The organism is Pseudobutyrivibrio ruminis DSM 9787, from assembly GCF_900218035.1.
Lineage (GTDB): Bacteria > Bacillota > Clostridia > Lachnospirales > Lachnospiraceae > Pseudobutyrivibrio > Pseudobutyrivibrio ruminis.
The window spans coordinates 272,267-287,553 of sequence record NZ_OBMR01000006.1; the positions used below are offsets into that span (position 1 = coordinate 272,267).

Annotated in this window: 15 protein-coding genes; 1 reads left to right on the top strand and 14 read right to left on the bottom strand. The window is 39.5% G+C overall.

Annotated features, from left to right (window positions below; genetic code table 11):
- Window positions 1-239 precede the first annotated feature (239 nt).
- The 11 genes from CRN97_RS07455 to CRN97_RS07505 all read right to left on the bottom strand — a co-directional run bounded on the left by CRN97_RS07455 (window position 240) and on the right by CRN97_RS07505 (window position 12,891).
- Window positions 240-2,207 carry a hypothetical protein gene (locus CRN97_RS07455; protein ID WP_097076431.1) on the bottom strand — a complete coding sequence of 656 codons (1,968 nt, stop codon included), beginning with the start codon at window positions 2,205-2,207 and terminating at the stop codon, window positions 240-242.
- A complete protein-coding gene (locus CRN97_RS07460; RefSeq protein WP_074789530.1) occupies window positions 2,182-3,081 on the bottom strand; it encodes an ABC transporter ATP-binding protein in 900 nt (299 codons plus the stop codon). Before CRN97_RS07460 ends, CRN97_RS07455 begins: the two co-directional genes overlap by 26 nt.
- Window positions 3,065-3,451: a GntR family transcriptional regulator gene (locus CRN97_RS07465; protein ID WP_033152230.1), complete on the bottom strand. Its 387-nt coding sequence runs from the start codon at window positions 3,449-3,451 to the stop codon at window positions 3,065-3,067. The genes CRN97_RS07460 and CRN97_RS07465 overlap by 17 nt, the downstream gene beginning before the upstream one ends.
- A gap of 201 nt (window positions 3,452-3,652) precedes the next feature.
- The gene (locus CRN97_RS07470; protein WP_097076432.1) at window positions 3,653-4,582 is read right to left on the bottom strand and encodes a hypothetical protein; all 930 of its coding nucleotides are present in this window, start codon (window positions 4,580-4,582) and stop codon (window positions 3,653-3,655) included.
- A gap of 120 nt (window positions 4,583-4,702) precedes the next feature.
- The gene (locus CRN97_RS07475) at window positions 4,703-6,565 is read right to left on the bottom strand and encodes a hypothetical protein (protein ID WP_097076433.1); all 1,863 of its coding nucleotides are present in this window, start codon (window positions 6,563-6,565) and stop codon (window positions 4,703-4,705) included.
- 84 nt (window positions 6,566-6,649) lie between these two features.
- The gene (locus CRN97_RS07480) at window positions 6,650-7,669 is read right to left on the bottom strand and encodes an SPFH domain-containing protein (RefSeq protein ID WP_097076434.1); all 1,020 of its coding nucleotides are present in this window, start codon (window positions 7,667-7,669) and stop codon (window positions 6,650-6,652) included.
- Between the two features lie 90 nt (window positions 7,670-7,759).
- Entirely contained in the window at window positions 7,760-8,212 is a 453-nt protein-coding gene (locus CRN97_RS07485; protein ID WP_097076435.1) for a hypothetical protein, read from the bottom strand.
- A gap of 29 nt (window positions 8,213-8,241) precedes the next feature.
- On the bottom strand, window positions 8,242-8,868 hold the full coding sequence (locus CRN97_RS07490) for a class I SAM-dependent methyltransferase (RefSeq protein ID WP_097076436.1): 627 nt from the start codon (window positions 8,866-8,868) through the stop codon (window positions 8,242-8,244).
- A 111-nt stretch (window positions 8,869-8,979) separates the two neighbouring features.
- Complete coding sequence (coaBC, locus tag CRN97_RS07495) at window positions 8,980-10,170, bottom strand: bifunctional phosphopantothenoylcysteine decarboxylase/phosphopantothenate--cysteine ligase CoaBC (RefSeq protein WP_097076437.1); 1,191 nt, start codon at window positions 10,168-10,170, stop codon at window positions 8,980-8,982.
- A 72-nt stretch (window positions 10,171-10,242) separates the two neighbouring features.
- On the bottom strand, window positions 10,243-11,160 hold the full coding sequence (locus tag CRN97_RS07500; RefSeq protein WP_074789500.1) for an ECF transporter S component: 918 nt from the start codon (window positions 11,158-11,160) through the stop codon (window positions 10,243-10,245).
- Between the two features lie 177 nt (window positions 11,161-11,337).
- Window positions 11,338-12,891 carry a methyl-accepting chemotaxis protein gene (locus CRN97_RS07505; protein WP_097076438.1) on the bottom strand — a complete coding sequence of 518 codons (1,554 nt, stop codon included), beginning with the start codon at window positions 12,889-12,891 and terminating at the stop codon, window positions 11,338-11,340.
- A gap of 103 nt (window positions 12,892-12,994) precedes the next feature.
- Between CRN97_RS07505 and ybaK the strand changes: the two genes are divergently transcribed.
- Entirely contained in the window at window positions 12,995-13,474 is a 480-nt protein-coding gene (gene ybaK, locus CRN97_RS07510; protein ID WP_097076439.1) for a Cys-tRNA(Pro) deacylase, read from the top strand.
- A gap of 47 nt (window positions 13,475-13,521) precedes the next feature.
- On the opposite strand, the gene CRN97_RS07515 is transcribed toward ybaK, so the two are convergent.
- The 3 genes from CRN97_RS07515 to CRN97_RS07525 form a co-directional block, all read right to left on the bottom strand.
- Window positions 13,522-13,944 (bottom strand): hypothetical protein, encoded by a 423-nt coding sequence (locus CRN97_RS07515; RefSeq protein WP_097076440.1) that lies wholly within the window; start codon window positions 13,942-13,944, stop codon window positions 13,522-13,524.
- Between the two features lie 72 nt (window positions 13,945-14,016).
- A complete protein-coding gene (locus CRN97_RS07520) occupies window positions 14,017-14,829 on the bottom strand; it encodes a TraX family protein (protein WP_097076441.1) in 813 nt (270 codons plus the stop codon).
- A gap of 177 nt (window positions 14,830-15,006) precedes the next feature.
- Window positions 15,007-15,287: IS3 family transposase (locus CRN97_RS07525; protein ID WP_143483228.1), on the bottom strand; the 281-nt coding region annotated here is incomplete at its 5' end.

Genomic DNA, 15,287 nt, shown 5'->3' on the forward strand with positions numbered 1-15,287 from the left:
CCCTTGTGATGCTAAGAAAAACTATAATCCTTGCGCTGTCATCGTAAATAAGTAGGTAGATCCCCTCCTATCAGTGGGCGTGGCATTACAATCTACTTCATAGGGAGGGATGAGGGCCCCACAGTTACCCAGGCGGGGCGGAGGGCGGAGGGATTTGGGCAAAATAAGTGCCCCAGGGGTGAGAGGTCCCTGGGGCTGTTAGAGAATTGTATCGGATAGAGAATTAAGATGTAAGCAATTTAATAGTAGTCATAACCCATACGCTGGTTATACTCGCCGTATGTGAGGATTTCCTCATCATCGGTGTAGAAGCCTTCTTCTTTTAGGGCCTGCAATGTGTTTGTGCAGTCTCGTGAGAGCTGTACGTATATGCTTTGCTCATATCTGACATATGAGTTTGCGTATTCGTAGCCCCAGAAGAAGTCTGTATCTGAGAAGTATGGAGTTTTCTTATTCTGAATTGTGAAGCTGAAGTCGTTGTATAGTTTGTCTTCGTTATTGTAGTAGTCAGTGCCAAAGCTTGTAGTGAATACTTTGCCATCATCTACGTCCTTCAATAATGCTTCGTAAACTCTTTCGAATTTCTCCTTCTTCTCACGGTCTGTAAGATAATCAAAATCTACGTATGTAGAGTAATAATCTTCAAGGCTTTCATCATAGAGGTAGCCACTGAAGCTCATCTCTGTGATTGTGCAATCATTGTAAATATTTCCGATGATATGCTCTTTAATCTGGATTGGTGAATTTACAAAATCAAGGATTGGTTCTGTAGCTGCAACATACTGTGCGCTAACCTCTTCTGATTCTGTGTCTACAACTGAGTAGTCACGAATGATTGTCTTGCCATTCTTGAGCTTGTATTTGATTGTAAATGAGTTGCCAGGTACATCTGAGTAAAGCACGTTTACATCACGAAGCTCCTTTTTGTCCTCAAGGAAGTTCTTGTGAAGCTCAATCATTGTGCCTATTTCGTCTTCATCAGTAAATACCATTGTGTAATCACAGCTGAAGCCAACCCACTCTACATCATTGGCATTTGGCACCTTGTTCTCCACGTTGAATGCATCAAATCTGAGGCAAAGGAGAACCACCAATGCTGCTGCGGAGTAGCCTGCGCAATAGAAAAACTTCTTTGCAGAGAATACTCGTACAGTCTTTTCTATCATCATCTGTGTCGCGTAGAAAAGTATGCATCCAATTATAATGGCCGCTACAATAGCGATAGCAAACTTTGCGCTGTATGTAAGTGTTTTTGCCGCATTAATCATTTCTGCAACAAATCCACCTGCAACCATTGAAATGAAGAATGACATTCCAACAGTAAATACTGGCTTGAGAAATGGTACGGCAATGAAATCGTGTACTGTTTCAAGCTTCTTGTATTTGTAAAGCATGTAAGCGATGAATGTAATCACTACTGCTGCTACTGCGTAAATAGCAAGATATTTGGCTCCAGTCAATTCATATGAGAAGCCTATAAGTTTGCCATAATCGTCTGTGTCAACAACAGCATTTATTCCGCAATTTGCACTAATGAAGAATGCTGGTGTCAACATTGTTGTATTTAAATCAGACATTGATGATGACATACCAAACATCAGGAATGAGGCTGTAATCCTAAATGCAACTTCCATCAGTGTGTATAAATAACAGAAGATGAAGTAGAATACTACGCTTGTAATAATCTGGCCTGATGTCATCATTGAGAAAACTGCTATTGAGATGAACAGCTCTGTTGCAACTGCAACTATCAATGTCCAATACCAGATAGCATCTATGGCTTGCGCCTTTTCAACAAAGGCAACGATTGTCATGACAATACTGTTTAACACAAGTGGCACAAGGCTCACAAGTGAAGCGGTTGTAAATCCTGTGAAGAACAAGCTCTTTCTGCTAACAGGAAATGCGTGCATCATGTAGTTGTCGCGCTTGTTAAATAAGAACCAGAATGTAATTCCAGTGGCTACAATGGCTACTGTAAGTGCCAGGCCTGCCTTTGGCACATACTGCATATGCTGATAAAGCATAATAGCACGTGTATATCCTGATTCTACATACCATGAATTATCAAAATCAGCCATGGTAAGCACAAATGATATAGGAAGCATGAGTAATAAGGCGATGAAGTATAACAGTCCCACTATCCAAGTCCTACTAAGATTTTTCTTAAACAAAGCCATGTTAAAAAATGATGTCTTTGACTGCATAGTTCTCACCTCCCAACTCATAAATAAAGATTTCTTCCAATGTAAGTGGAAGCACATCCATCAAAAGTGGATTGAGTGCACCGATTGCACGCTCGGCAGCTCTAGGCTCGCCCTTAACAATAAGTGTGTGTACTCGTCCATTTGTAATCTTCTTAAGCACTTCTATTTCTGGTGGGAGGGCAGGCATATCACCGTCAAATGCGATTTGAATCTTTGTGATAGATGTCTGCAACTCATCAAGTGAACGCTCGATGAGAATCTTTCCATTATTCATGATTCCCACATGGTCACATACATCCTCCAACTCACGAAGGTTGTGTGAGCTGACCAAAACTGTAAGGCCGTTCTCAGAAACATCAGACATGATAAGGCTCCAAATCTGACGTCTCATAACTGGATCAAGACCGTCAACAGGCTCATCCAATATCATAAGCTCTGGACGTGCTGCAATGGAAAGCATGAATGCAACCTGCTTTTGCATACCCTTTGAAAGTGTACGAACCATTTTCTTTGGGTTGATAGCTGGGAAGCAATCCATGATTTTCTTGAATAGTACTTCGTCAAACTTTGGATACATGTCCTTGTAAAATTTCATCATATCCATGGTGTTGGCCTGAGTGAAATAGAAAATATCATCTGGAATTACAGTGAAAATCTTTTTCAACTCAGTGTTTTCATATACTGGCTTGCCATCGATTGTGATTTCACCAGCATCCTGTTTATATACACCACAAAGATGGCGAATAATTGTTGATTTACCAGCTCCGTTTGGACCTACAAGACCGTAGATGGCGCCGCGCTCAACATGCATGTTTAACCCGTCGAGGGCTGCAAAATCGCCAAACTTTTTAGTAACGTTATTTACCTGTATCATGTTCAGTCCCTCCCTTCGCAAGCTCTTCAATACGTTTGATAAGGATGTCCTTATCCTCGCACAGATACAGAAGTTCTTTTACAATCTCATCGAATTCTTTCATCAATTCTTCATTCCTCCCTGATGCAACGTCAGCTCGCTGTGCAGCGAAGCTTCCCTTGCCCGCAATCGTGTAGATGTAACCTTCTTGCTCTAGCTCTCGATACGCCTTCTGAATAGTATTTGGATTTATTGACAGGTTGGTAGCTAGCTCCCTTACACTAGGCAACTTTTCATCCTGCTTTACCGCACCAGATACTACTAGGCGCCGAAGCCCGTCCTTTATCTGCTCATATATAGGCTTCGAATCTCGGTAGTTTAACTGAATCATCTAATACCTCCCCTACTAGGTATGTGTGTATGACACTGTATTACGTGTTCTAATACACTTATAGCACGATTGGATTTTTTCGTCAAGGGTTAAGTAAAAAATTGTAATAAAAAAAGAGCCTATCTAACTAAGTAGATAGACTCTTTCGTTAATACGTTTTACTGAATAATTTTTCACTGAATTTCTATTCACTAAAATATTTTATCCAATCTGATAAGAAGTGAATGCCTGCTTTCTAGCCTTGATAACATTCAAGATTGTTGGAACTGCGCCACCTGCTGTGAAGAGGTATACAAGAGCAAGATCAGCAATGAATGATGATGTTGCATCTGCGTATTCCAAAATATCCCAGAAATAGAAGGAAGCTTCTGATAATGAGAAGTCTGCCTCTGTCATCATGGTAATCATCCAATCAAGCTTCTCTCCGAAGTATGTCATGATGATCATAACGATTGCACAAATGATGATGCCCTTTGTGCTCATCTTTTTACCTAACATTTCGTATCCCTTTACAGTACATACACCCATAACGAGACCAGAAATAACTGCTACATAACCCAGCTGACCAAGAATAATGATTGTTATCACGCCGATAACTGAACCAAGAAAAGCTCCTACAACTCCCGCAACAACACTTTCTTTTGTGTTGCTCATTTCTACTTCACTCTGCTGCAATGACTGTGTCACCTGTGTGTAACACTCATCGCAGAGGAATGACACGCTACCTGATACGCAATAGCTGCCTAAGTTTGTGTGAGGCTTGCCGCAAGATTCGCAAACATCCTCAAAACCGTACATATTGAATGCTTCAGTCAAAGCCTTAATTGCGTTGATAAGGTAAGCGATGACCTTTTTAGTTGTCATGCCTCTGACTGTAGCGATTACATAATTACCTTGAACACCAAGAGACATCATGCCCTTATTTGCTTTGCAAATGCTCTTTAACAATTCCTTGTCTGGAAGCTGTCCGTTCTTGCGAACTGAAGCGTAGACCATATAATTATTATTTGTCATATCCACCTTGAGATGGAAACCGCCGGCCTCGCCCATTAATGTATCTGTTTGTTCGTTTATTCGTAAACCTGTTGCCTGACCTACTTCGTCGTAAATCTTTCTAAGTCCTTTGTTCATATTTTTCTCTCCTTATCTAAGAACTGTATTCATCATAATAATTATTATATTGCTTGTCAATAGGTAGTACAATAATACTCTCATTGCATTTGAATAAGTACAATTTTACTACTTAACTGATTATCTAACCATTGTAGCTGTTCCAAATAGCTCCTGGTATGAGAACTCATAGAACTTGAAGCCATCTGCGTATGAACCTAAATCATAAGGATAGAAATATACAAGGACCTTATCATCCTGAAATGCAACATTTCCTGAATTAATAGATGCATATTCGTACGCAGTGTCATAGGCATCCTGGTCTGTGGCTGCAAAGTATCCACCATTATCGCCGTCTGTGCTGTTTTCCAAGTAATCCTGGCGAACCTTCTCAGCGACCAAGGTCTTAAACTCTTCCTCAGTGCCTTTATAGAAATCAGCAAATGTCAGCTCCTCGCCTGTCTGCAAATCAAAGATGTACTCGTACATGCTAGGCATGCCGTGGGCGCCGCCACCATACCAATATCCGCTGAAGTCCACAATGAGATATCTGTCATTTATGATATTCACACCTGAAACATCATATGTGTCTGTCTCATGGTATATGTCTGGATATTCCTTGTGGTCCTCGCAGTCTGTTTCTGCTGCTTCCCCAACTGACACTGGCTCATAAGAAACCTCTCCATCCATATGCTCTTTCAGCTTTGCATTAATCTGGTCTGCCACTGGTGAGTACTTGCCATCAAGAACAAATGCTTCTGCATAGCATGAATATAAAGGTGTGCCGCAATATGGGCAGACAAAATTGCTTGTTCCGTAGATTATGGTGCCGTATTCGTATGCTTGAATTGTATCACTTAATATGTCGATATCTGTAAGCTTGTCAACTCCATCTACTCTGTACCATTTTACATCGGCCCCTTCCAACTTCATTACATATGGTTTTCCTGCTCTAAAGATTACATTGTCAACATATGAAGCTCCTGGCGCAAACTCACTTTCGTACATCTCACTATAGGTATCTGCTACCGCATCGTATTCTGTAATCTTTTTTGTAGTTACATTGTACTGGTCAGTTTCGATTGTGGTAGCGTAATATACCTTGTCATCTGTCACGCCAACTACTATTACAGACTCAGCATCGCCAAACTGCTTTGCTTCGCCAGTTTCAATATTGTAGACATATGACGTGCTTTTGTAATCGTCACCATCGTCGATGTCATAAATAATAACTTTGTCATTGTAGGCCATCACATATGAGGCATTGCTATTAAGGGCATCCAGCTCAGTGATGTTTCCTTCGGCATCCATTGTGGCAAACCGCTTATTTTCATAATCATATGAGGACAACTCAACATAGCCGAACATATCTATTTCTCTTGCAATGCAGTCTCCTCTGCCGTTATCATTTGTGTCCACTGAATATCCGTCAATCTCTGTCTCAGAATCCTTATCCTCAGTCATCTTGCCATCGTCAGATGGAACAAAGCAGAATTCCTTGAACTTTTCAGCATCATTGTTTATGCCAGCAATGTACAATTTTCCATCATAAAAATCTGAGTAATTAGACCAATAGCTTGATTCCATTTCAAAGAACACATCAGCCTTTTCTGTGCTTAAATCTAGCGCGATAAATTCATATGTGCTGTTTCCATTATCATCAGTGGCATACTGTCTTAAGTACAGCTTCCCATCATGTATTGCTTCAATCGTTGCATCTTCATCACAGCCGTTGTCTTTTAAAATCTTCTTAATAACGCTTCTGTCATAGGTGTTCATCTTATTTCCATCGGCGTCTACAGTATAAAAAATATCAGTGTAATAATCCGATTCAAAATAATACTCGTCATCAAGCTGTTTGTCTTCTTCAGTTGTGGTTTCAGTCTTTTCCTCTGTCTGTTTCTCCTGAGTGGAAACCTCTGGTTTAGTCTCATCCTTCTTACAGCCTGTGATTGCAAACGCCATTGATGTAGCCAGCATCAGGCATATAAAACTCTTTTTCATATATTTCTCCATTTAAACATTTGTAAAGCCGCACAACATAGCGGTGCTGTGCGGCTTTTTGCATTCTATTTATGATTTATAGGATTAGTTCTGTCCATCAAAATCTGTGTGTGTTGTTGCAAAGTGCTGTGTTGTTGCACTCTTCTCACCGTCATTGCAGCAAGGGTCAGCCTTCTTTTCAACTGGCTTTGATGCTGGAGCCTTGTCTACTGGAGTGTTGTTGCCAAAGCCAAGCATCTCTGTTTTGAATGTAAGATCTGATGCAGCGCCTGCAAGATCTGTAGGAACTACAATCTTTGTAGCACGGCCATCACCAAGCTTTGAAAGAGCCTCAAGCTTCTTGATAAGAAGAACTCTCTCGTCCATGTTTGCTTCCTTGAGCATTTCAATACCGCGAGCCTCTGCCTCGTATACAAGACGGATTGACTCAGCCTGACCTGTTGCTCTTGCGATAGCAGCATCTCTTTCGGCTTCTGCCTTAAGAACGAGGGCCTGCTTATCACCTTCTGCACGAGTGATTGAAGCCTGCTTGTGACCTTCTGCCTCAAGAAGAGTCTCACGACGATCACGCTCAGCCTTCATCTGCTTCTCCATTGAACGCTGAATCTCTTCCGGTGGGATGATGTTCTTGAGCTCAACACGGCCTACCTTGATACCCCAAGGATCAGTAGCCTCATCAAGGATAACACGCATCTTTGAGTTGATGTTGTCACGAGATGTAAGTGTCTGGTCAAGCTCTAACTCACCAACCAAGTTACGAAGAGTAGTAGCTGTAAGATTTTCAAGAGCAAGGATTGGGCGCTCAGCACCATAAGCGTAAAGCTTTGGATCCTGTACCTTGAAGTAAACTACAGTATCGATTTTCATGATAACGTTATCCTTTGTGATAACATCCTGTGGTGGAAAATCTGCAACCTGTTCCTTTAATGAAACACGCTTTGCAACACGATCAATGAATGGAATGATTACATGGAAACCTGGTACCAATGTGTTGTGATACTTACCAAGTCTTTCAATGACAAATACGTATCCCTGTGGTACAATGCGGATTCCAAATCCAACTGCAATCAAAACTAAGACTAATACAACAATTAAAAATGCCATAAAATGTCCTCCCTTTTGTAAAACATCTATTGTCATTATTGTAGTCCATTAGAATTAGAAATGCATCAAGTTTTTTAACTTAACTTTCACTTAAGCTGGCAGCTGAACACAATTCACCACAACTATCGCCAGCATTATAATTCCTGCCCCCATAAAGGAAATCATAAAAATATTTCCTACCAACTTCATATCTTTATACTGCGGGTTATTTTTGCCTACTGAAAAAACCCTTCCCAAGGCAAATCCCAGAACTGTAAAGAAAAGCCCCATAAGCAACAGGAATAGATCACCCTCCTCAAATTCAAAAATTAGAGAGTGTGAGTTCATAAAATAAATGACAATTGCTGCAACCACTACAGCCCAGACTGCACCCATTATTCTCACAACTCGCAGTGATCTTTTGGCAGCATCTTCTGTGTTTCTGTCTGCGCAGGCTATATCATCCCTCAATATATTTTTGCTATTGCTTCCCACATTTACCAATATGTAAAGCCACACTCCCGCCACCATTACAACGGGCACTATGAAAAATAAATCAAACATTTTCTCCCCCTTATTTATGGAATCTACTTCTATGAAAATGCCTTCTCAATCACCACTACCCCAGAGCAGTAGCTCTTTGGTTCGTACTTGATTCCTGGGAAATGCTGCTGCAATTCATCCAACACAAAGTAGATTTCATCGTCATCCCAGCGTTGGCCTTCTTCTACCTTGCACTGCTCAAGCTTTTCACGAGTATCAAAAGCAACATCTCCAAATAGGATTTTTCCGCCGTCATTTAACAAGCCAAGGAGTTCCTTGATGAACTCTATCTTCTGCTCATCATTAAGATGGTGAATTGAATAAGTACCAACGATGAAATCAAATTTCTTCTCATGTAACTCTGGCACTAATCCCTTAGTGATATCTCCTTGATAAAGCTTTGCTTCTGGCATCTTCTCCTGGGCAAGCTCAATCATACGAGCCGAGAAATCCTGACCATATACTTCACAGCCATTCTCATAAAGCTTAGAAGTAAGTGTGGCTGTTCCAAAGCCAATATCAAGAACTGCTGCACCAGGCTTTTCCATAATCACTTCATAGATGTAGCCCAGCACATTCTTATAGCCAGCAAATGGATAAACATTGCTCTCCTCTGATAGTCCAACTGCCTCGTCATATCCATCTGCCCATAAATCAAAACCTTTGTTGTCTAACATATTCTGCCTCCTCTATGTCTGTCATTTTCTCACCTGTTCACTTTATCAATTTACCCTGTAAAAGTAAACAACCAAAAAAATGAGCAACCCGCTTAAGGGTTGCCCATTTTATTATCTCCCTACTATTTCGTCAAAAATGGCGTGTGCCACTTCTTCTTTTGTCATGATTGGAAGCTCTTTGGCACCATCAGCCGTGATAAGAGTTACCACATTGGTGTCTGTGCCGAAGCCTGCCCCCGATGTACGTAGATTGTTGGCGACGATCATGTCCACATTCTTTTTCTTCAGCTTAGCGCTGGAATTCTCAAGCATGTTTTCCGTCTCCATTGAGAATCCGCAAATAAACTGTCCTTCTTTTCTGTGGGCACCAAGGTATGCCAAAATATCTTCCGTTCTCTCAAGCTCTATACAGCTAGCTTCACCATCTTTTTTCTTTATCTTCTCCGTTGCAACATTGATAGGTCTGTAATCTGCAACTGCTGCACTCTTTATAATAATGTCGCACTCCCCGGCCGCGTTTTTAACTACCTCAGCCATTTCAGCAGCGCTTCGTACGGGAACAACATTTACAAACATAGGTGGCTCAATTGCAACTGGACCAGACACAAGTGTGACATCGGCGCCGCGCTCCATGGCAGCCTTGGCGATGGCGTATCCCATCTTGCCAGTGCTGTGATTTGTGATGTAGCGAACTGGGTCGATTGCCTCCTCTGTAGGGCCTGCTGTAACAAGCACCTTTTTGCCAACCATATCGTGATTGTGGGCAAGCTCTCGAATGATGTACTGAAGAAGTACTTCTGGTTCAGGCATCTTACCTGCCCCTGTATCTCCACATGCTAAATATCCATTAGCTGGATCGATTATTTCGAATCCGTATTTACGAAGTGTTTCGAGATTGTCCTGAACGATCTGATTTTCAAACATGTTTGTGTTCATAGCTGGACTGACAAGCTTCTTACATTTTGCTGCGAGAATTGTTGTAGTAAGCATGTCGTCTGCTATACCATGGGCCATCTTGCCAATTACGTTGGCGCTAGCGGGTGCCACCATAAAAATATCGGCTCTCTTGGCAAGTGCCACATGTTCAACGTTGAACTGAAAATTCCTATCGAATGTGTCTACTAAACATTTATTTGAAGTAAGTGTCTCGAAGGTAATTGGATTGATGAAATTGGTGGCATTCTTTGTCATGATGACATTTACATCCGCTCCCAATTTTACAAGTGCCGAAGCAAGACTTGCAATTTTGTATGCTGCGATGGAGCCTGTTACTCCAAGGACTACACATTTACCTTTTAACATAATCCTTTTAATACCTCCGAAAACTACTAACTAGATTGCTACTTTACGCTTATTTCTCCCTAGTTGTTTATATTAAAGTGCTGCCTGCTTTGCTGAATCATCAGAAGCTACAGCTTTGATTTTCATTGCCTTATCTGAATATACACCTGCTGGCTGAATCTTATCAAGTACGATGCCTACTAAATAAACAATTACGGCACCAACGATTGCTTCGATAACACCATTGAAGCTGATAACACCAGCGATTACTGCCATAAGAGCATCTGGGTCAATCTGTAAAAGCTCAGCGTATGGAACCTTATAGAAAAGATAGATGCTTCCCATAACAAGAAGTGTGTTTGTCATTGCGCCTGCAATACCAGCTGTGATAAAGCCAAGAGCCTTTGCATCCTTGTTCATGAAAAGGTATTCAATACCAGCGAATGCTGCGATACCAACAACGATACCGATTACTCTTGCAACTGAAACTGACATTCCAAGTACGCCTTCTGAAATCATTTTATTAAAGAATGCAAACACGCCAAATCCAAGAATGAATGACACAACTGCATTGATAATTGAACCAACTACAGCCTTCTTATCAGAGCTGATTGCCTTCTTGATACCAACGTATACGAAGTAAGGTACCACACCGATAAGAATTCTTGGTACGATAGCGATGAATGTACTCTTGAATACGATTAAGAGTGCTGCTCCAACTGAATCATGTGGAAGCATTGTCAACGCAGCTACAGGCGAAAAGATGAATGCTGATGCTGCTGGTGCGATTGAACTCTTAATGAAACTGCTGAGTCCGAATACGCCTCCAAGAAATGCGCCCTTCTTTGGTCCTAAGAATAAAGAACCAATGATAACTGGAATATGAAGTGTTGTTGCATTAATAACTACAAGTGGAATAAATCCGAGTGGTGTTGAAGCCATTACTACAATAATGGCTGTGAATAACGCTGTGAGCACAAGCTCATAGGTCTTAGAATTTCTGCTTTGCATTTGTTCCTCCTTTTGGTAGAAGCCTCGACGGGTCTCCTCCTAGTAAAACCTTGCGTAAAGCGTAGCAACCATATATTACCATCTTTTTTTCAGAAGAACAATAAATTTTTAACAATGTCTGTTTTCTGGCAAAAAAAGACCAGCCCTGACTGACGAGCTGGTCTGTAATATCTTTTCTTATTTGAGTGCCATCTCTTCCATCTCACGAGCGATGCGATTGATTACATCAAGAGTATCATTCATATCGTGGAGGGCATCCATTGCGTTTTCGCTGACAGATCCAACTGTATCTGTAGCTGCTGCAACCTCTTCTGATGTTGCAGAAAGATTTGTAATGTTGTCCATAATCTGTGAGTTTGCTGAAATAACTTCATCCACAGAAGACTTAACCTGAACAACTCCGTTACGAAGCTCATCAGTACCTTCCTTGATAGTATCAAGCTTTGTGCCTGTCTCAGAAATAAGTTCGTTCTGCTTGTTAGCATACTCTGCTGACTTTGACATTGCAGATGCAGCTGAACGAGCATCGGATGTAAGGCGCTCGATAATCTTTGCGATTTCTTCTGTAGCCTCGCGAGTGCTTTCTGAAAGTGCACGAATCTCATCAGCAACTACTGCAAATCCCTTACCAGCCTCGCCTGCACGGGCTGCCTCGATTGAAGCATTAAGAGCGAGCAAGTTTGTCTGGCTTGAAATACCAAGGATTGTCTCTGTGATACCCTGGATATCCTGAATGCTATCGTTAAGAGCCTGTGTGGTTGTGCTTGTTTCGATATTGATATTTGCAACCTTTTCAGCCTGGCTCTTAAGCTGGTTGATAAGGTCAACACCTTCATTTACAGATTCTTCTACTCGGCTTGAAACCTCATCGATTGTGGTAGCTTCCTCACCAACTGTCTGAATGCTTTCCTGAATAATTGCAGTCTTGTTTGTCTGATTCTCAATAGCCTCTGCAATATTCTTTGTACCTTCAACGATTTCTGCTACTGAATCATCAACTGTGTTCATAGAATCGTTGAGGTTTGTAGAAACTTCATTAGCTTCCTCAAATTTCTTATTGAGCTGCTCGGCCAAATCAACAATTATTTCTGATGTCTCTTTTATATCCTCTGCATGCTCTTTAATAGTATCAAGAGTCTCTGTTGTCTGGCGGCGCTGTTGCTTACAAACGATAACTGCGATTGTACATGCAATCAAACTGAATACAAGCTGTGTGATAAGCTCTCTTACTTCAAGATTACCTCTTAAAATTTCATTTATTCCCGATAATAGCAGTCCAAAGTTTGCAATAATAACACCAATTCGAACTGTTCCAGCCTCACCGTATATCATTACAATAAGGATGATGGCATACATGAAAACATACATGTGCTCATCGTTAGGACGGATAATCGTCATTAAGAAAAGCGCTACCATTGATAATGTTACACAATATTTATAACGATACTTCTCCCCAAATGCACTAAAGCAAACCTGGAACAAAATGATATCAAGTACTGCCACTGTCAATCTGACAATATCCAGCACATTGATGCCTGTCACAACCAGTGCTCTAACATTGAAAAATATCAATGCCATGGCTGTGATTGTTCCACAATATCTAGCTAGTCTGTTTTTTTCGAACATCTGTCTTGTTTGGATGCTCATGTTTTCATTTGCCTCACCCATTATTGTGTCCTCCATACTAATATGTGATATATTATTAACTGTACCACATGAAATAACTGTCATACTAGAGTATAATTCATAAATTTTTTCATTTTGTGAATTTTATTCCTATGATTTAAAATATTTTTTGTATTTTTTTGTTTTTATAAAAGGAGTTTACATATATATGGCTAAAAAAGAAGACAAAACAAACGTAATGAGATTACTTGATCAGAAGAAAATTCCTTATGAACATTTTTCCCTTGAGAATGCCGATGGACTTTCTGGAGAAGAGATAGCTGATAAGCTTTCAGAAAACCCAGCCCAGGCATTTAAAACACTTGTGACAACAGGCAAAACTGGCAATCACTATGTATTCGTAGTTCCTGTAGCAGCTGAGCTTGATTTAAAAAAGGCGGCCAGCGCTGTCTCTGAGAAATCTATCGAAATGCTTAAACAGAAGGATTTACTCCCACTTACTGGGTATGTACACGGAGGCTGCTCTCCTATCGGCATGAAGAAATTCTTCACCACAGTCATCGATGCCTCCGCCAAAAACTTCGACGAAATCTATTTTTCAGCTGGCAAGGTTGGCCACCAAGTTAAAATTGCAGTAGAAGATATTGCTAAAATTATCAGAGTTGAATATGAGGATATTATAAAATAGAGGAGTAATATCATAATGGTATTACTCCTCTTAATACTAAATATCTGCTAATCCATATAAGTAACTATTAAATCTACTACTTGTTTTAAATCACCATCAGCCACCTTATACTGTTTTCCTTCATAAGAAACATATGAATCATTAACACCAATAGATTTTGTTTCATCACTATATTTGAATTCCAACATATAAAACCCTTCTACGGTTTCATCATCAGCCATCTCAATATATGTATAATTCTTCAATATACTAACTATACTTTCTATATCTTCCTCGCTATCTATTTCATATTCCTTCTCGTCAAATCCATAAATAACTATTGCGTCTGGCAATTGGTCAAACTCATTGCTAAATAAATCTTCTGCACTATTTATATCAGAGTTTTTTTCTACCAGCGCTTTGATACAAAACAAAAACATAAGTATAATTACTATTCCAACTATAACAATTACTCTATTTGGTTTAATCATAACAGCTTCCTCCATTTAAAGTTGATATGTCTTTCGCCCATTTTCTTTTTTATATCTAACCCAGTATAGTAACTAAATCTTACTAAAAATGCCTATGCTATATAAAACCCAAATATGTAATGGATAAAATATATAATAAAATGCTTTTATTCTACTTCCTCTTAAACCGTTGTACCAATAGAATACCGGAAGCGCCAAGATCATCAATCCTTGATATTTCACAAATGGTAACAAACTCCAAAATATGATTCCCTGTCGATTATAAAACTTAAGTAAGGTAAGCTGTAATAACATCACAAATCCCAAATAAACTAACCATAACATATTTTTGTTCTTGTTTATTACAGCCAAATACATCAAAAAGTATAATAGTACAATTAACGGACCACCTTCACATCGTATCATCACGCCTAGTACTGTATTCAACAAGTCATATATTGTTCCATTGAAATGTTTAAAATTGCTTAAAACATTAATATCTAGTAAATCAGTTCCCACTGTTACAGCCACTTGCCAAAGAATAACTATTATAAAAAAACCTACCTTGCTTTTACATTTATCATATATATAAACAATAACTGTCCCTATATACAGTGTCGCGAAAAAATTATTCTCTATAGGATAGCAACTAATACTATTTATATTAAACCATAGATACAAAAGCGAATTTCCAATTGTCATTACTACAGCTGCCACACCCAATCTAAAAATATATTTCATTTTATCCTTTGTATGTATATATGCTTGAATACTACAAAACATAAATATAGGTGCTGAAATTCTACCAATATAACAAAACCATATAGGTGCATTTGGAATGAATGCACCTATATGATCAAATACCATTGTAACTAAAGCGATTATTTTTAGCTGATTTTGAGACATTTTAATAAACCTTTCCTCACTTTAGTATATTTTAGCTCAATTTTATAATAATGTCGATTATCGTTCTCCTATATTGCTATAGTTATAACGTACTAAATCTTTTCATCCCTACAAAAAAAGGATTCAAAATCGTGGATTTCTGATATGTACCCAGAATCCTGGACACATATTTATGAACTAGGCTAAACACATGGATGCTACCCTGTATTGTACAGGTGGCATCCATTTTGTTTTTGCCTGAATTCTTTTGTTATTATAGTAATCTATATATTCTTCAACTGCTTTTGAGAATTCTTCAAAAGAAGAATAATCTTTCTCATAGCCATAATACATCTCATTTTTTAATCTTCCAAAGAATGTCTCCATAATACAATTATCATAGCAGTTACCTTTACGAGACATGGATTGGATAATACCATGCTCCTTTAAAGCAGTTCTATAGTAAGTATGTTGATACT